The organism is Chitinophaga sp. 05T412, from assembly GCF_056396465.1.
Genome location: NZ_JBFTLN010000002.1, coordinates 76,986 through 94,015, shown reverse-complemented (window position 1 = coordinate 94,015; position 17,030 = coordinate 76,986). Strand labels below are relative to the sequence as shown.

Here is a 17,030-nt window from a genome sequence, read left to right as displayed (position 1 = left end):
CATGAAAAAGATTATCTTTAATTACCGCCATAACGGGTAATCATAATATGTTTTAAGCAGCGCCAATACTTAAGTTTTACTTAACTTTGCGCCCCAAATTAACCGACTATGAATCGACAGGAATTGGTGAATCTGATTAAGGAAAAGCAGTCATACTTATGCGTAGGACTGGATACAGACATACAAAAGATTCCAAAACACCTGCTTTCACATGCAGATCCGGTGTTTGCCTTTAATAAGGCGATTATTGATGCTACCAAAGACCTTTGCGTAGCCTACAAAATTAATACGGCCTTTTACGAAAGTATGGGAATCCGTGGCTGGGAAAGTTTACAACGTACCATCGAGTATATCCCTTCCGGTATTTTCACTATTGCGGACGCAAAGCGCGGCGATATTGGTAATACTTCTACCCAATACGCTAAAACTTTTTTCGATACTTATAAGTTCGATTCAGTTACTGTAGCGCCTTATATGGGAAAAGACAGTGTGGAACCATTCCTGCAGTTTCCTGAAAAATGGGCTATTATGCTTGGACTCACCTCCAATGAAGGTAGCCAGGACTTTCAGATGCAGCAGGTAGGTGATGAATTTCTCTTTGAAAAAGTACTGAAGGCAGGTATGGAATGGGGTACACCAGATAACCTGATGTTTGTGATAGGTGCTACCCAGTCAACACAACTTGGATATATCCGCAAACTGGTGCCTCATCATTTCTTCCTGGTACCTGGTGTAGGTGCACAGGGAGGCAGCCTGGAGGAAATTTCCACTCAAGCCATGAATAAGGATTGCGGACTGCTGGTAAATGCCAGTCGCGCTATTATTTATGCAGGTAACGGAGAAGATTTTGCGACCGATGCCAGAAATGAAGCCCTGAAATATCAACAGGAAATGGCAGGGTACCTGAATAAGATTGCAGCAGCTGTTTAGTTTCTAGCAGTTAGCTATCAGCTTTTAGAAAAAAATGCAGCGGGGGACATTATGTTCTCCGCTGCATTTTTTTCTAAAAGCCGATAGCTATTTAAACACCGTGTTTTTTACTGTCCACCACGGTTTAACCTCAAATATCAGCCTGCCGGCTATTACAGCCGGATCTGTATTCACCAGTGATACTACTTCGAGGCTGTCTTTACAATTCATAATAAAAATACCGCGGAGGTCTTCATCATTGCCAAAAGGGCCTGCTACCAACAGTTTGCCTGCTTCGGCCATTTTGTTGATGTTGGAAAGATGGTCTTGCTGGATTTTTGCGGCTACCAGTGAATCCTGGTTACGTTGGGGGCCTTTTTTCAGAAAAACCATCCAGTACTTTTTTAATTCCGGAGTTGCGACAGATTTGACTTTTGGGGGCAGCACACGGAGTGCAACAGATTGTAATGGTGTGGGGTGAAATGATAACATCACAATGACTAAAAATCCCAATAGCAAAAGCGCAGGTATAACTTTGCTTGCCATAGCTCTCTGATTTGATTGTAAGGTACTAACTTGCTGCGAAATAACCCGCTTACAACAGCGAAGATTTTGCAGGATTATGCATTATTTGTGCAGTCGTAGCAGGTTGTCAGGTCATTTTTCCGCCTTCCCCTGCAATTACTGATTCGTAATTCCGAATTGCTTATATTCGGTAATAAACCTGTAGTTAATGCAACAAGATCTGTTTCAATCGCCTGATTACTTTAATGTAGACGCACTGTTGAATGAAGAACACCTTTTGGCCCGTGATGCGGTAAGACAATGGGTGAAGAAGGAGATATCCCCCATCATCGAAGATTATTGTCAGCGGGCCACCTTCCCGTCGCAGATTATCAGTGGATTGGGAGAACTGGGCTGTTTTGGTCCTACGATCCCGGTTACTTATGGTGGTGGTGGAATGGACTATATTTCCTACGGACTGATGATGCAGGAGTTGGAGCGCGGCGACAGTGGTATTCGTTCGACTGCCTCTGTACAGGGCTCGCTGGTGATGTATCCCATCTTTATGTTTGGTAGTGAAGCACAGAAACGGAAATATCTTCCTAAGCTGGCCACAGGAGAATTTATGGGCTGCTTTGGTCTTACTGAGCCGGATCACGGTTCTAACCCTGCCGGCATGATTACCAACTTCCGGGAAGATGGAGATCATGTGATCCTCAACGGCGCAAAGATGTGGATCTCCAATGCGCCATTTGCTGACATTGCGGTAGTATGGGCGAAAGATGAAGCTGGTGTTATCCGCGGTATCATTGTAGAAAGAGGGATGCCTGGTTTTACCACGCCCGAAACAAAAGGAAAATGGAGTTTACGCGCCAGTGCTACCGGCGAGCTGGTATTTGATAATGTACGTGTACCGAAAGAAAATATATTGCCGGAGGCGAAAGGATTAAAAGGCCCGTTAACCTGCCTTTCTTCTGCCCGTTATGGTATTGCCTGGGGCGCCCTCGGTGCTGCGATGGATTGCTATGATACGGCCCTTCGTTATGCAAAGGAGCGTATTCAGTTTGGACGTCCTATTGGTGGTTTTCAGCTTACACAGAAAAAGCTGGCGGAGATGATTACCGAAATAACCAAGGCACAATTGCTGAACTGGCGTCTGGGCGTGCTGAAAAATGAGGGCAAAGCTACTCCTGCGCAAATATCCATGGCTAAACGTAATTCCTGCGAAGTAGCGGCTAACATTGCCCGCAATGCGCGCACCATCTTAGGAGGCATGGGCATTACCGGTGAGTTTTCTGTGATGCGGCATATGATGAACCTGGAAAGTGTGATGACTTATGAAGGCACGCATGAAATACACCTGCTGATAACGGGTATGGATGTAACGGGATTAGACGCATTTAAATAAAGCATAAGGCATAAAGCCGAAAGCAAAAAGCTATTATAGCGGATAATAAAAGCGATTTTTTTATTATTATTCGCTATAATAGCTTTTTGCTTTCGGCTTTATGCTTTCAGCTTTTTCAGATGAATAAAATTAAGATGAACAGATTACTATTAGCAGCTTTTCTGCTATGGGGCACTGCGGCAAAAGCGCAGCAGGTGCCGGCATTAAAGCTGGTGGCTTGTGAGGGTAAAGCGCAGGGAACCTACTACATTGTAAAATATTTATCGGCCGATACCAGTACGCTGCAACCACAGATAGACTCTGTTTTTCGGGTCATTGATCAATCACTTTCCTTATATAAGCCGGGGTCTGTGATCAATCGTTTCAATGAAACCGGCGACGTACAGATGGATGAACATATGCAGGCCGTGGTAAAAAAAGCATTGTTTACCAATAAAGCCACCAATGGATTATTTGATATTACGGTGAAGCCACTGGTGTATCTGTGGGGATTTGGCGTTAGCAAGCCTTCTTTTAAAGGTATACCTCCTACAGATAGCATTAAGGCAGCCATGGCGTATATAGGTTCCCGTTATCTCCGGGTGAAAGGAGATCGGTTATATACGGTGAAAAAAGGGGTGCAAATAGACTGTAATGGCATTGCACAGGGATATACGGTGGATGTATTGGGCCATTTTCTGGCATCCAGGGGGATTGAAAATTATTTGGTAGATGTGGGAGGGGAGTTGTGTGCACAGGGCCACAATCATCAGCACAAGGTATGGAGTATCGGAATAGAGCGGCCATCGCCGGGAGATACCACCTATGAGCCGGTACAGGGATTGGTGCGGTTACCGGATAAAGGTATTGCCACCAGTGGAAATTATCGCCGTTTTTTTGACCAGGGACGTACCCGTTTTGCACATACCATTCATCCGTTAACAGGCATTGCATTGCACAACAATATTATCAGCGTTACCGTCATTGCAAAGGATTGTTTTACAGCAGATGCTTTTGATAATCCGCTTATTTTAATGGGCGTGGAGAAGGGATTAGCTTTTATAACGCAACATCCGGAATATGGGCTGGAGGCGATTTACATTTATAAAGATAAAGACGGGACTATTAAAGAGGCTTTCAGCGAAGGATTTAAGCAATACATGGAATTTTAAAAAAAATCCCATCCGCCATAAGACGGATGGGATGCACATTCACGCTTTCTTCCTTAGAATATGGACAAAAAAGGTTTTAGTTCAAATGGAACTTAAACCCAATATTTCCCTGTATGGTGTTGAAATTGGTAATATCAGCATATTTATATGGCGCATAGTTGTAGCGCACATTTGCATTAAACATCACCGGGGAAGCCTTGCCGAAAGGCACATTGATGCCTATTTCGGGGCTTACGAGGAACTGCCAGCTGTTATTCTTCTCCACAAACTCACCCCAGTATTTTTCATAATTCATATTTGCAGTACCCACACCTAAAGTAGCGTATGGAATCACAGCAGATTCAGGTTTAGTAAATGCGTAGCTCACGGTAGCCTGAATAGGAATTACCTGCAGCGTACGTGACTGTACCGCAGATACATCGCCGGTTTTATCGGGATATACCGCGCGTGGCAGTCGTTGATAGAAGTCCTGGAATCCGGAGCGAAGCCCTACGGACCATTGACCATTCAACGAATATTGCAATCCTGCACTCCATCCACGGAAGCTGGTTTTATCGGTATAATCTTTCATGGAGCCCAACGGCTGTGCGATGGAATAGTTGATATCCACTGACAACGGTGGACGAACCTGTGCAGATACTGTCTGCGCTGCAAAACATCCTGCAAAAATCAATATCCAGTTTATAATCTTTTTCATCTTCCTGTCATTTAAAAAGTTCAAATCAATTATTTAGTCAGGTAAGCGGATTGGGCAAAAGATGCCTGCACCATGGAATCAATGTTATCAATGTTCCATACGCCTGAGCCGCGCCACAATGAGTTCCATACTGCTGTGAACTTATCGTTTTTCGGATTTTTGAGGTCGAAGAGGTCAATAGCTACCTGTTTTTCGTTTACCCGGTATACGGTATAGTAGGAAGGCCAGTACCAGCCGCCGCCTGGGAATCCCCAATAGCCAGGGTCCCAGTAGCCACCACCGCCCCACCATCCTGGATTCCAGGAGATGCTGGAGTAGGAATTGTCGATACGGGTAAGATTCACTGCCAGATCAGGTTTGGCGGCTCTCGGCACCAATTGATAACCGCGTTGCTTCATCGCAGCGGTAACAGATGCAATTAATTTCTTATCGTAGTCTGTTAATGCTTTTTTGGCAGTATCACTGTTTAACGTTAATACAGCCACAGAGTCTACTATGCTAAAAGTTGAATAAGAGGTGAAATTGGCGGTGCTGTCGTGATTAGTGATGTAGATCCTGGACTCCTCATTGGTCATGTCTTTCAAAGGATCTTTCCGACAGCTGCTGAATGAAACCATCGCTACCACTGCGGCAGCGGCACTGAATAAAAACAATGTTTTTTTCATGTCCTAGCGTATTAATTTAAAAAATAATTTCTCACAGGGTTAACGATGATGAAATACAACAGGTTGGTATTCCTGACAATCATGTTTCCGTGTTCCTCTCTAGAACGTGTTAGATAGTTGATTGTTACAGGAAGTTTACCAGTGCAGTGTTAAGGAAATCCTAAAGTGGGAGAAGGGCTAACAAATTCAATTAATAATAAAATGGATTAAATACTAATAGATCTATTTTCTAATTCAATTTTTAACTGATGTGGATTTTCAAACAAGATACTATCGATGCCAAATGCGCGTGCTGCCAATACATTCCGCTCGTTGTCATCAATGAATAAAGCATTGGCTGCTGTTACATGATATTTGTTTAATAATAACTGAAAGAAGGCTGGGTCTGGCTTCCGCATTTTTTCGCGACCAGATACTACCACACCATCAAACCAATGCAGCGAAGGGTATATATTCAATGCAATGGGATAGGTTTCATCAGACCAGTTAGTGAGTGCGTATAATTTATATTTTCCGCTTGCTTTTAATTGTTGCAAAATATCTTTTGTGCCTTCAATTTCTCCGTTGAGCATTTCGGTCCACCTGCCGTAGTAGGCGCGGATATTATTTTCGTGTTGCGGAAATTTCGCTACCAACAGATCGGTGCCGGCCGCGAGAGACCGGCCTTCATCCTGTGTTTCATTCCATTCAGAGGTGCAGATATCGCGGAGAAATATTTCCATTTCTTCTTCCGAAGAAAAAATTTTTCGATACAGGTGCCGCGGATTCCAGTCGATCAGTACAGCGCCCAGATCAAAAATGATGGTGTTAATAGTTGCTGACATAGGGAAAGAAATTTAGTCTAACAGGTCATCCGCCGCATCTTCGAGCAGTTGCAGATCTACAGAGTCGTTGCCGGCAATGCCTTCAATAGATCCCCGTATATGCGCTGCGTTGAGTAGTACTTTTTCCAGTTGTTTTTCGCGTGATTTCCACAGTTTTTCCATGGTATCACGTTCACGTTGTATGGATAATTTCATGGACATAAATCCTTCCCGGATGGCTTTCCATTGTTCTGCAAACTCGCCACTGGTCAGGTATTCATAGAGCATGTGCATTTTGTCACCTTTGTTTTCCTGAGAGCGCAGTTTGCCGGAGATTTTGACAATACCATCGCGGAGTACGTAGGCGAGGGCTTTTACTTCGGCGAATGTACAGATCCAGATGCCATCTTTTTCACCGAAGCGTTCCATATCTTTCGGCATGGTTTGGGTAACGAGTATGGCTACATCAACGCCCTGGCTGCGCATATCAGCTTTCAGCTTTTCTACCCAGTCTTTGATAAATTCTTTGGTACGTTTGCTTTCATAGATGATGCGGCCGCATTCCTGTCCGTATTGGTTACGGACCAATTGTATACAATCGGCGCCACGTACGCCTTTCCCTACCGGTGTTACTTCATCGAAGGGGAAGTTGGTGCGCAGCATTTCTTCCAGCACCAGTTCCTGTACTTCTCCCTGCAGCTGTGTAGAACCTTGTTCTGCTCTGCGTTTCATCTCTTCTGCGAGACGGCGTTGATCTTCCAGTTGCTTTTCCAGTTCTTTCAGGCGCAGCTGGTGTTCTGTATCTCTGAGGCTGTTGCGTTCTGCTTCCTCTTTACGTATTTTATCGGCCAGCTCGGAGCGGGCTTCCAGTAATTTCTTTTGGAGACTGATTTCCAATTCCTGTTCGCGGTTGTTCAGGTCTTGTTCTTTGCGGAGGAATTCCAGTTCCTGTTTACGGGCTTCTTTGAGTTTTTCTTCCTGTTCCTGGTTGGCTTCGCGCAGCACGGACATCTGGTTATCCAGATCGGCAGTAATGGATTTACGCAGTTCCTGCTCCAGGGAGTCCTGGAGACGTTTTTTTTCCGTGAGTACGCGTTTATTAACTTCTTCGTCCTGTTGTTGCCGGAGTGTTTCAATTTGGCGGCGTTCCTGCGCCATTTTATTTTTTTCTGAGAGAAGGGTATCTTTCTCGTCCTGGAGCGACTTTAGGCGCCGGCGCCATTCGTCTTCCATTTTTCCTCTCATTTCCTTCTCGATATCCGCAGCAAACGCATCCTCCATGACAAACTGGTGTTTGCAACTGGGGCAGGTGATTGATGTTCCCATAGTATTCCCTAAAAAATATTCCGTAAAGATAKGGGATTGGCGGCCGGAATAAAAAAAGGAAGGAGTTTCAGCTTCCTTCCTCATTAATCAACATTAGTAGAACAAACAACAGGCAAGGCTTCCAAGGGTAGTAATGTAATTATGTAAGGGTATATGTAAGTTCTGATATGATTGTTAGGTAGGTGTTAAGGGGGGATTAGGAAATTGTTAAGGATGGAGGGAGAAGATGTTAATCCTTTTTAACAGTAGTGGGGACGTATAAATCTGGTCAGGGAATCTCGTAAATTGTTCTTAAATCAAGTTTTAAATCCTAAAACAAAATTTTATGTGGTCCTTTCATGTTTTTTTTGATCGGAATAATTATAACAATGGTAAATCAGTCAAGAATTTTCTGAATGGAATGAGATCTGCCTTGAATATCGCAGGAGAGAATATAGAAGTAAAGCTTGGCACAGCTGCAGATGATGCCAGGGCTAATCTTTCGGACTGGCGTGAAGTAGGGGATGGGTTAAGGGATAACATAGCTAAAATGGAAGAGGGTATGGAATTGTTTAATTCACCATATCGAAAGTAAGTATGACTGTTCCTGCACACAAGCAAAATAACGGAAAAGAGATTGTTGGAGAGGTCGAGGCAAAGAAGTTAAAGGAAGATAGTCCAAAGGATTGTAATGATGCTAAAACAGCCATCCAACAAATAGAGCAGGCCTTGGAAAAAGAAGATCCAGAGGTTTATGATAGTTTGGAAAGTTTGCCTCCAGCCCAAAAGAGGCGCTTAATTGAAAGAATTACGACTTATAAAGAATTACATTCAGGCCCGTTGCCAAGCCCCAGACAACTGGAGGAATATGCCAGGTTGATTCCCAATGGAGCTGATAGAATTATGGCTATGACTGAAGAGCAACAGAAGCATAGACATGTAATGGAAGCAAAGTTGGTGGTTGGGAAAGTGGCACAGATTGAACGTGGTCAGTGGTTTGGCTTGCTAATTGGGCTTGGTGCAATTGCTGCCAGTCTAACATGTATTCTACAGGGACATGATTGGGCGGGAGGAATAATCGGTATTGGAGGAATTACCGGACTTGTTTCGGTTTTTGTTACAGGCAAGGCTTCCAAAGGAGAGGAAAAGTCAAAGGAAATAAGCAAGCCTCAGGATTTGACACTTGAAAGCACGGGCCGCTAAATATCTTTTTCATGATTGAAGTACTGGATTGGGGTGTCCCTGATCGGTAAAGGGCCTTGCAAGTGTGAGGCTTTTTATTTTTAGGGATGTAAAGGATTGTACTATGTAGCAAAAAAAACACTGCAGTGATTACTGCAGTGTTTTTAATTTTGGTGCGAAGGAGGAGATTCGAACTCCCAAGCCCTTTCGAGCACTACCACCTCAAAGTAGCGCGTCTACCAATTTCGCCACCTTCGCATCTGGTAGAATGGGGTGCAAAAATAATGGCTTTTTTAAAATAAGCAAATTTATTTATTCATATTTTCTCAAAAAGGTCAATTATTTTCTCAACAGTATCCTGAAAGTGGTGCCTTTATTGATTTCAGACGCTCTTACATATAGGCGTCCCCGGTGGTATTCTTCAATGATTCGTTTGGCCAGTGAAAGTCCGAGGCCCCATCCGCGCTTCTTGGTGCTGAATCCGGGTTTGAACACTTTTTCGAAGCTCATTTTGGGGATACCTTTTCCGGTATCTGCTATGTCTACGGTGATGTAGGTAGCGTGATTTTCTATGGTGATATCGATTTTCCCTTTACCTTCCATTGCGTCCAGTGCATTTTTTAATAAATTTTCCACTACCCAGTCGAAAAGTGGGGGCGATATCATGGCAGGGAGTTCTTCGTCGGCGTTGTGAACGGTTAGCTGCACCTTTTGTGGCGCTCTTTTCCGGATGTAGTTGGTCATGTTTTCTATCTGAGCCACGATGTTTGTTTCCTCCAGTTTGGGAACGCTGCCTATTTTAGAGAAGCGATCTGTAATGAGTTTGAGGCGGTCTACATCTTTCGATAGTTCTGCAACGATGGTGGTATTGGCTTCATTTTCCCGGAGGATTTCGAGCCAGGCCTCCATAGAGGAGAGCGGGGTGCCCAGCTGGTGGGCGGTTTCTTTGGCCAGCCCTACCCACACCTGGTTTTGGGTGGCGCGGTTGGTGCTGGAAAGGGCAAAGAGTACGATGGCAATAAAGAGGGTGACGACAAACAGCTGAATGTAAGGATAGTATCGGACTTGCCGGAGAATGAGGGAGTCGCCGTAATAAATGTAGTTATACATTTTTTGTTTGGCATCTACCTCCATGATGAAGGGGGGATGTTGTTTTTTGAAAGCCCGCAGTTGCCCGGAGAGGTAATTCGGGTCCTGTGCAATGCGCAGGGAGTCGAGGTTACGGCTATCGAGTATGTGGCCTTCCTCATCGGTGAGGATCAGGGGGATGGTGGTATTGTTGGTGACAATGCCGATGGCCAGGTTGAGGTTGGCGTCGGTATCAGAGCGCAACAGTTCCCGGTTGGCTTCCACCCAGGTGGCTACTTTCTTTCGTTCTTCTTCCTGGATATTCTTCGATAAATTACTTACAAACCATATAGTGGTCCCAATAATGAGCACTGCTATGGAGGCCAGTACAAACTTCCATCCGATATACTGTTTAAACATACTTCTAATTTAAGCCATATTTGGCTTCCCTGATTCTGTAATGATTGGCAAATATTAGCATCGTTTGTTGCATATTTGCATCTCAAAAATAATTGTTCACGCATAAACGTAAGATCCATTGTCCGTATTGCCATCAGTAGCAGTTGTTATTTTAAATTGGAATGGAAAGTCTTTTCTGGAGAAGTTCCTGCCGTCTGTTTGCCGTTCTACTTACGGCAATCTGCAGCTGGTACTGGCAGACAATGCCTCTACAGATGACAGCGTGGATTTTGTGGCAACGCATTACCCGCAGATCCGGATTGTCCGGAATGCCCGTAACGACGGCTTTGCCGGCGGGTATAATGATGCCTTACGGGAGGTGCAGGCCGATATTTACGTGTTGCTGAACCAGGATGTGGAAGTAGAAGCGGGATGGATTGAGCCGGTAGTGGCCCTGATGCAGCAGGATGCGCGTATTGCGGCTTGTCAGCCTAAACTGAGGGCATACCACCAGCCGGACGAGTTTGAGTATGCCGGGGCGGCGGGTGGCTGGATGGATATCCTGGGCTATACGTTTTGCCGGGGACGGGTGCTGTATACCGTGGAAAAGGATCTGGCGCAGTATGATGATGTACAGGACGTTTTTTGGGCCACCGGGGCGGCATTGTTTATCCGCTCGGCCTGTTTTCATCAGGTAGGTGGTTTTGACCGCGATTTTTTTGCACATATGGAAGAAGTAGACCTCTGCTGGCGTTTACAGCGCGCCGGATACCGGATTTGTTATTGTCCGGCTTCGGTAGTGTTTCATGTGGGCGGAGGTAGTTTACCACAGGGGAATCCCCGTAAGTTATACCTGAACTTCCGGAATAACCTAATGATGCTGTGGAAAAACCTGCATAACGAAGACCGCTGGATTGTACTGGTACAGCGCTTTTTCCTGGATATCCTGGCGGGTGTTAAAAGCCTGGTAGCAGGTAAGCCAAAGGATATGGCGGCTATTTACAGGGCTTATAAGGATTATTATCGCTGGCGCCGTAAATATGTGGGGACGGATGATCTGCCAAAAATGAAGCTGATGAAAATGACAGGGGTATTCCACGGGATCATGATCTGGCGCTATTATTTTTTAAAACATAAGAAATTCTCTGAGCTTATTTAGACCGCGAAAGTTTTCTTTCTCTCTCAAATAACTTCGAAAATTTCAAAATATTATGTAGGTTTGCAGCGGAAATAAACTGATTATGGAACAGAATACAGTAGAAAATAAATACGATATTACCTTAGATAAGGTTTCCCGCTCCCGCTGGATGTTTTACGTGCAGTTATTTTGCATGGTGGCTTTCATCCTGGGACTCAGCTATGGCCTTTATGCGCATAGATATGCTGGTAAACCAGATGTAAAAGTGCAGGGAAGCTCGCTGTACAATCCAAAATATAAGTAAGCAACTGCTTTCACATAATTATCCAGGCCTCCTCCGGTTTTTCCGGAGGAGGCTTTTTTCTGCCCCAACTTTCCGGTTTGCGTAAATCAAATTCCGGATACGATTAGAGATCCTCGCGCTTTACGGCCAACTTTGTAGCCTGGAGATTTGTTCTCCGATGGTACAGTATGTTTAAGCGAACGGATAAGTTAAAAAAGAAGCAGCATAAATCGCTGTTCAGGGTCATCGTAGAAAAATTGCACCTCTGGCTGGGCCTGGGGTCTGGCATTGTTGTGCTGATAGTGAGTATCACCGGATGTTTGTTTGTTTTTCAACAGGAGATCAACAACTATTACTACCGTAAGCAACTATTTGTGACGCCCGAAAACCGGGCTGTGCTGCCGGTCAGCGAGCTGAAAAAGAAGGCGGAGGCTGTACTGGGACCGGAGAAACCATTATTGAATATTACTACTTATCCTGCGCCGGACCGGGCCTGGGAGTTTATGACTTATAAAGGCAATGATACAGCGCTCACCTATTTTGGCGGCGTGGAGTATTATGAATCTGTCATGATCAATCCCTATAGCGGAGCGGTAACGGGCATCATCGACTATAAGCATAATTTCTTCTCTATTATCAAATCTATTCACTGGAGTTTATTGTTGAATACGCCTTATGGACAGCCTATTGTAGGCTGGAGCGTTTTCATTTTTGTGATCCTGCTGATCACCGGGTTGATCATGTGGTGGCCTAAGAAATGGAATAAGGGAAACCGGGATAAGAGCTTTAAAATTAAATGGAAGGCAGGGTTTAAAAGAGTGAATTATGACCTGCATAATGTACTGGGCTTTTATGCGCTTACATTGGCGTTGGTGTTGTCGCTAACCGGCATGGTATGGGCATTTACGTGGTTTCAGGCTACTGTGTATGTAGTGGCTGCGGGTAGCACTACGCCGCCGGACAGGTCTTTGCATGAGTCGGTGAAAGGTACAGCCACGCTTACTGGTAACCCCTTGGATATAGCTTTTGAGAAAGCATTGCCGGTATTGAAAGGTTCGCGCCGTATCTTCATTTACCCCGCCAGCGGGGAAAAAGGTGTGAATGTAATTGGTGGTTATAAGAGTAAAGAAACCTATTTTGGCGCAGACGAGTTACAGTTTGACCAATACACTGCCCAACAATTGAGCAGGCGCAATGATAGTCATAAAAACAGGGGCGAGCGGTTAATAGAAATGAACTACGATATTCATGTGGGAGCGATAGGTGGTATAGCAGGAAAAATAATTGCGTTCATCATCAGTTTCATTTGTGCTTCGTTGCCGGTAACGGGTTTTTATGTGTGGTGGGGCAAGCAGAAAAAGTCGAAAAAGAAGCCTTTAATGGTTCGTACTGTAGCAGTTACAGATGCATTGTAAATAAAAAGTATTACTATTTTTTCTGTCGAAAAGCTTTACCCATCTGTGTTTCAGTAAGTTGATGCATATATTCGTGCAAATTTTTTTTAGAAAAGTTCGAAAAAAAATTTTGTGTTTTCAGTCCGTTTCCTATCTTTGCAATCCCAACGAAAACGCCACGGGGCAAAGCAAACGAAAGAATGCACATCGAAGGGAAGAGTTCTTTAAACTAACAAAGTTTTTAATACCTGCGAAAGTAGCTCATTTGGTAGAGCACGACCTTGCCAAGGTCGGGGTGGCMGGTTCGAGCCCGGTCTTTCGCTCCAGTAAAGGATACAAAAGCATGCACTACATGTGAAGTAATATCCTCCCAAAGTTCTTAATACCTCTGCGAAAGTAGCTCATTTGGTAGAGCACGACCTTGCCAAGGTCGGGGTGGCCGGTTCGAGCCCGGTCTTTCGCTCTTTAAGCCTGACTGATTATTCAGTCAGGCTTTTTTTATGCCCTTACTATCAATAACCACCACTGGCACCACCGCCGCCACCACTGCCTCCACCGAAATCCATATCGGGCTTAGGTGCACCGGGAACATAGGTTTGCGCAATGATCAATGATTCCAGTTTTAATTTATCTGCCAGCGAAGGTTCGTCTGCTTCTACATAAGTGAAGCCATGGCGGGGTGTTTGCAGGTAACGGATCAACGCCCAGGCGCCTACGGTGAGTATCAGTCCGCCTACTACCATGGCTGCTTCCAGCGGCATTACATGATGATAATACCGTACTGTGAATACAATAGCGGCCAGCAACACCAATCCTGTACGTAGGAGAATGGCATCTTTCTTACGAATACCCAGGTAGCCATAAACAAGAGGAATAATGATGGTGCAAGTCCAGAAGAATGCCGCACCGGGTATCGATTGTCCTTCTTGTAACTGCAGGTCAAACATCGTATTACTTACTTCCCTGACAACAAAGTAATTGCCGGCGAGGTAAAAAGTGAGTAAGGCGAGTACAGCCACCACCGTCAGGCAATGATTGTAGTGACGGAGCAGGTGTTGCCGCATGCCTCTTCTCACTATAAAATAAATGAGCAATGAAAGCGCCATGATAACAAAAGGAACCACGGTTTTAGCCATGGGCCCCATTTTAATCAGGAGGCTGAAAGTCAATCCCAAAAAGGAAAGGAAGGCGATGCCAGCCATCACCATATCCGCAAAACGTAAGGTAGCCAGGAGGGTAACTATTAAGGTAGCGCCGCACAAGGTAATACCACTTGGATCATCGGAGATGGTGAGGCTGGAGATCAACAGACCGGTAGCGCACCAGAGCAGCGCATCATCCAGCCCGGCCCGGAATAATTTTTTGCCGGCAATAAATAATTCGAGGGCGGCATAACAACCCAGTCCTACTAAAATGCAGAGGGTTCTGATCACTTTTTCAGTATGCTGGAGATCCAATGTCATTAAGGCAAGCAGGCCCAGTGAAAAAGATACAATCACCAGGGTGAGTATGAACAGCCCGATTTTTATTACCGGATTAGGCGTGTAAAAGTTTACCGGGTGCGCAGCTTCAATGGCTTTGTAGGTGGGAGCGTCGATACAGTCTTTCCGCAATGCCTTCGCTGCTTCTTCCTGTATATGAAGATTGTCGAGTGTTTGATATTTATACGCCAGCATTTTTAATTCTTTTGTTGAGGTTAATCAATAGTAAAATCACGCCGATAGCAGAGCCTATCACGTAGAAGAAGGCAGTATACACGTCTTCAATATTCGAGGTTTTGTGTAGAAAGCGGAAGAATACAATGCTAAAAGCCAGGTAGATATAAAGTACAGTGATAAGTACAAAATAAAAAGAACGTTCCCGGAAAGCCGATAGATAAATGTAGGTCGCGATGACACACATAAACAGGAACCACCAGATGTGAGCCGAGTCAAAGATGCAAATACCGGCTATGCAGGCAATGTAAAAAATATGCGCACCGAAGTTCTGATAAGTAAAGGCAAAATGTTTTTTTAGATTTTTTTTGGAAGATATCAGCGCCAGTATTAACAGGATAATACCTAATACAACACTGGTGTATACGATACGGTCATTGCTAAAATCGTTGGCAGTTAATATTTGTGCCGGTGTGAGGGCAATGCCCATCCAGGCGGCGAGGTTGGTAATGGCCATCGATAATACGCCGAGATGATCGAAGTAGTAGGCGCTGACGGAGAGTACTGCCAGCGGGATAAACGTAGCCAGACCATAGGCGGTGCCGAAAGCCGTGTATTGGAATTGCAGATAACCAATAAAGGTGACGAACGTAAGACAACCTAACAGTAACGCATAATCGAAAAAAGCGTTGGGAGAGGGAACCTGTTGCCACGAAAAAGGTTTTTTCTGACGGATACAATAGCTGAAACAACCCGCACAAATGACGCCGATGATCAGCAGAATAACCTGGTGCCCAATGGTATCAATGTTTTTATAAATCAGAATACCGAGGCCGCCGCTGAGCAGCAATACACCCAGGTATAACAGGGTTTTGATTTCMCAATGGAGAGAGAACAGTCGTTGTTGCTCCGCATTTTTTACCGTGGTAAGGGTGGGATCACTTATTAGCCCTTCCTGGTGAAGTTGCTCGAAAACTTTTATGTCCATAGCAGGAGTTAAAGAACTGGAAATTAACAATGATTAAGGTTGCAATATACAATATCAGCGCACAAAAGTATATATTGGGCGTTGGTTGCGAGGCATCAATTATAAAAAACGTATTATGGAGATATATGAACCAGTGTTGTTTTCGCGCTTGACAAGTGAGTTAGGCGAGGGACCTTGTTGGTGGCCGGAAAGAAACAGTTGGTGCTGGGTAGATATACTGGGGCATATCATCTATATAAGAGATGAGAGTGGCCGGCAGCAGGCGTTTGAGGTGGATACTTATGTAACTACGCTCATACCTGTAGCAGGGCGTAATGAATTGCTGGTAGGGATGAAACACGGGGTGGCTTTCTTTTCTGCGGAGAAAGGTATAGGGCCATTACTGGCGGTACTGGATCAACGGGACAATATGCGATGTAACGATGGTAAATGTGATCCATTGGGGCGCTTATGGATAGGCACTATGCAGATGCCTGCCGATGAGGGTACCGGAACTTTATATTGCATTACCGGTCGGGAGGCACCGGTTGTAAAACTGGCAGGAGTCACCATTTCCAATGGGCTGATATGGAAGAACGATAAGATGTATTATAACGACACGCATACCCGAACCGTGCAGGAATTCAGTTATGATGCTGCCACGGGTAACATTGCCTTTAGGCGCATCGCTATTCAAATTCCGGAGGGCTTAGGTTGCCCGGATGGCATGGCGATGGATAGTCGTGGCAGGTTGTGGATTGCGCAATGGGGGGGTGCCGGTGTATACTGCTGGGAGCCTGAAACGGGGGAGTTATTGGGGAAGGTGCTGGTGCCGGCGCCGCATGTTTCTTCCTGTGCTTTCGGAGGGGCTGAGATGGATGAGTTATTGATTACTACCGCGCGGGAGCATATGAGTGCAGCAGAAATAAGTGAATTTCCATTGAGTGGTAGTGTGTTTCACGTTAAGCTGCCTGTTAAAGGCTTACCTGCCAACTACTTTAAGTATTAATTATTTCTACATATTGATGTTTCACGGTTTTCTGCTAAAATATTAGTATATTTGCAGGCGGAATGAACTTTTTTAGGGTATTTTAATACCATGCTATCTATCAACTTCCTCTTTTGCTAAAGGTACTTTTCCTTAGTATACCACTACTAGTAACATCGTGTAAAAATAATTATGATCATGAAGGATTTTAAAATTATTGACAACAAGGAAGCCAGACAGTTTGAGGCGCATATCGCCGGACAAATGGCTAAAGTGATTTATGAGAAAAATGGTAGCCGTATCTTCCTGACGGGTGCAGAAGTGCCGCCTGTATTGGAAAAGCAGGGAGTATTACCAATGATGTTAGGAAAAGTAATGGAAGAAATTTCTGCGCAGAATATTCGCATGGTGCCTTCCAGCAAGAAAGTAGCTGAATTTGTACGGAGCAACCCGCAGTGGAAAACATTGCTGGCGCACGGTTTACACATATAGTTCTTTACAACCACATTTGACA

The 17,030-nt window shown here is 44.7% G+C and carries 18 protein-coding genes and 3 tRNA genes; 12 read left to right on the top strand and 9 right to left on the bottom strand.

Annotation, left to right across the window (positions count from 1 at the left end):
- The first annotated feature begins 108 nt into the window (after nt 1-108).
- A complete protein-coding gene (gene pyrF, locus AC1DFM_RS03890) occupies nt 109-930 on the top strand; it encodes an orotidine-5'-phosphate decarboxylase (RefSeq protein WP_477075410.1) in 822 nt (273 codons plus the stop codon).
- An 87-nt stretch (nt 931-1,017) separates the two neighbouring features.
- On the opposite strand, the gene AC1DFM_RS03885 is transcribed toward pyrF, so the two are convergent.
- Nucleotides 1,018-1,302: a YciI family protein gene (locus tag AC1DFM_RS03885; RefSeq protein WP_477075409.1), complete on the bottom strand. Its 285-nt coding sequence runs from the start codon at nt 1,300-1,302 to the stop codon at nt 1,018-1,020.
- Between the two features lie 340 nt (nt 1,303-1,642).
- Here AC1DFM_RS03885 and AC1DFM_RS03880 point away from each other — a divergent pair, with 340 nt between their 5' ends.
- Both AC1DFM_RS03880 and AC1DFM_RS03875 read left to right on the top strand, forming a co-directional pair.
- Entirely contained in the window at nt 1,643-2,821 is a 1,179-nt protein-coding gene (locus tag AC1DFM_RS03880; protein ID WP_477075408.1) for an acyl-CoA dehydrogenase family protein, read from the top strand.
- A gap of 134 nt (nt 2,822-2,955) precedes the next feature.
- A complete protein-coding gene (locus AC1DFM_RS03875; RefSeq protein ID WP_477075407.1) occupies nt 2,956-3,972 on the top strand; it encodes an FAD:protein FMN transferase in 1,017 nt (338 codons plus the stop codon).
- Nucleotides 3,973-4,048: 76 nt separating this feature from the next.
- Here the strand turns inward: AC1DFM_RS03875 and AC1DFM_RS03870 are convergent, their stop codons facing one another.
- From AC1DFM_RS03870 to AC1DFM_RS03855, 4 genes are all read right to left on the bottom strand, one after another.
- Nucleotides 4,049-4,669 carry an outer membrane beta-barrel protein gene (locus tag AC1DFM_RS03870; protein WP_477075406.1) on the bottom strand — a complete coding sequence of 207 codons (621 nt, stop codon included), beginning with the start codon at nt 4,667-4,669 and terminating at the stop codon, nt 4,049-4,051.
- Between the two features lie 29 nt (nt 4,670-4,698).
- Nucleotides 4,699-5,334 carry a DUF4136 domain-containing protein gene (locus tag AC1DFM_RS03865; RefSeq protein WP_477075405.1) on the bottom strand — a complete coding sequence of 212 codons (636 nt, stop codon included), beginning with the start codon at nt 5,332-5,334 and terminating at the stop codon, nt 4,699-4,701.
- A gap of 206 nt (nt 5,335-5,540) precedes the next feature.
- A complete protein-coding gene (locus tag AC1DFM_RS03860; protein WP_477075404.1) occupies nt 5,541-6,158 on the bottom strand; it encodes an HAD family hydrolase in 618 nt (205 codons plus the stop codon).
- Nucleotides 6,159-6,170: 12 nt separating this feature from the next.
- The gene (locus AC1DFM_RS03855) at nt 6,171-7,418 is read right to left on the bottom strand and encodes a DUF2130 domain-containing protein (protein ID WP_477075403.1); all 1,248 of its coding nucleotides are present in this window, start codon (nt 7,416-7,418) and stop codon (nt 6,171-6,173) included.
- A 370-nt stretch (nt 7,419-7,788) separates the two neighbouring features.
- Between AC1DFM_RS03855 and AC1DFM_RS03850 the strand changes: the two genes are divergently transcribed.
- Together AC1DFM_RS03850 and AC1DFM_RS03845 are read left to right on the top strand one after the other, a co-directional pair.
- Nucleotides 7,789-8,037, top strand: a complete 249-nt coding sequence (locus tag AC1DFM_RS03850) for a hypothetical protein (RefSeq protein WP_477075402.1) — start codon at nt 7,789-7,791, stop codon at nt 8,035-8,037.
- A gap of 2 nt (nt 8,038-8,039) precedes the next feature.
- On the top strand, nt 8,040-8,645 hold the full coding sequence (locus AC1DFM_RS03845; RefSeq protein WP_477075401.1) for a DUF2335 domain-containing protein: 606 nt from the start codon (nt 8,040-8,042) through the stop codon (nt 8,643-8,645).
- A gap of 150 nt (nt 8,646-8,795) precedes the next feature.
- On the opposite strand, the gene AC1DFM_RS03840 is transcribed toward AC1DFM_RS03845, so the two are convergent.
- Both AC1DFM_RS03840 and AC1DFM_RS03835 read right to left on the bottom strand, forming a co-directional pair.
- Nucleotides 8,796-8,882: transfer RNA gene (locus tag AC1DFM_RS03840), tRNA-Leu, on the bottom strand.
- Nucleotides 8,883-8,963: 81 nt separating this feature from the next.
- Complete coding sequence (locus AC1DFM_RS03835; RefSeq protein WP_477075400.1) at nt 8,964-10,112, bottom strand: sensor histidine kinase; 1,149 nt, start codon at nt 10,110-10,112, stop codon at nt 8,964-8,966.
- A gap of 118 nt (nt 10,113-10,230) precedes the next feature.
- On the opposite strand from AC1DFM_RS03835, the gene AC1DFM_RS03830 reads away from it, so the two are divergent.
- From AC1DFM_RS03830 to AC1DFM_RS03810, 5 genes are all read left to right on the top strand, one after another.
- On the top strand, nt 10,231-11,250 hold the full coding sequence (locus AC1DFM_RS03830) for a glycosyltransferase family 2 protein (protein WP_477075399.1): 1,020 nt from the start codon (nt 10,231-10,233) through the stop codon (nt 11,248-11,250).
- 82 nt (nt 11,251-11,332) lie between these two features.
- Entirely contained in the window at nt 11,333-11,533 is a 201-nt protein-coding gene (locus AC1DFM_RS03825) for a hypothetical protein (RefSeq protein ID WP_477075398.1), read from the top strand.
- A gap of 167 nt (nt 11,534-11,700) precedes the next feature.
- Nucleotides 11,701-12,927, top strand: a complete 1,227-nt coding sequence (locus AC1DFM_RS03820; RefSeq protein ID WP_477075397.1) for a PepSY-associated TM helix domain-containing protein — start codon at nt 11,701-11,703, stop codon at nt 12,925-12,927.
- 229 nt (nt 12,928-13,156) lie between these two features.
- A tRNA-Gly gene (locus tag AC1DFM_RS03815) sits at nt 13,157-13,232 on the top strand.
- 64 nt (nt 13,233-13,296) lie between these two features.
- A tRNA-Gly gene (locus AC1DFM_RS03810) sits at nt 13,297-13,369 on the top strand.
- 49 nt (nt 13,370-13,418) lie between these two features.
- On the opposite strand, the gene AC1DFM_RS03805 is transcribed toward AC1DFM_RS03810, so the two are convergent.
- The gene (locus AC1DFM_RS03805; protein ID WP_477075396.1) at nt 13,419-14,582 is read right to left on the bottom strand and encodes a hypothetical protein; all 1,164 of its coding nucleotides are present in this window, start codon (nt 14,580-14,582) and stop codon (nt 13,419-13,421) included.
- Nucleotides 14,569-15,549, bottom strand: a complete 981-nt coding sequence (locus tag AC1DFM_RS03800) for a DUF2157 domain-containing protein (RefSeq protein WP_477075395.1) — start codon at nt 15,547-15,549, stop codon at nt 14,569-14,571. Before AC1DFM_RS03800 ends, AC1DFM_RS03805 begins: the two co-directional genes overlap by 14 nt.
- 115 nt (nt 15,550-15,664) lie before the next feature.
- Between AC1DFM_RS03800 and AC1DFM_RS03795 the strand changes: the two genes are divergently transcribed.
- Both AC1DFM_RS03795 and AC1DFM_RS03790 read left to right on the top strand, forming a co-directional pair.
- Nucleotides 15,665-16,537 carry an SMP-30/gluconolactonase/LRE family protein gene (locus AC1DFM_RS03795; RefSeq protein WP_477075394.1) on the top strand — a complete coding sequence of 291 codons (873 nt, stop codon included), beginning with the start codon at nt 15,665-15,667 and terminating at the stop codon, nt 16,535-16,537.
- Between the two features lie 177 nt (nt 16,538-16,714).
- Nucleotides 16,715-17,008, top strand: coding sequence for a GNAT family N-acetyltransferase (locus AC1DFM_RS03790; protein ID WP_291916871.1), 294 nt, complete (start codon nt 16,715-16,717; stop codon nt 17,006-17,008).
- Nucleotides 17,009-17,030: the final 22 nt, after the last annotated feature.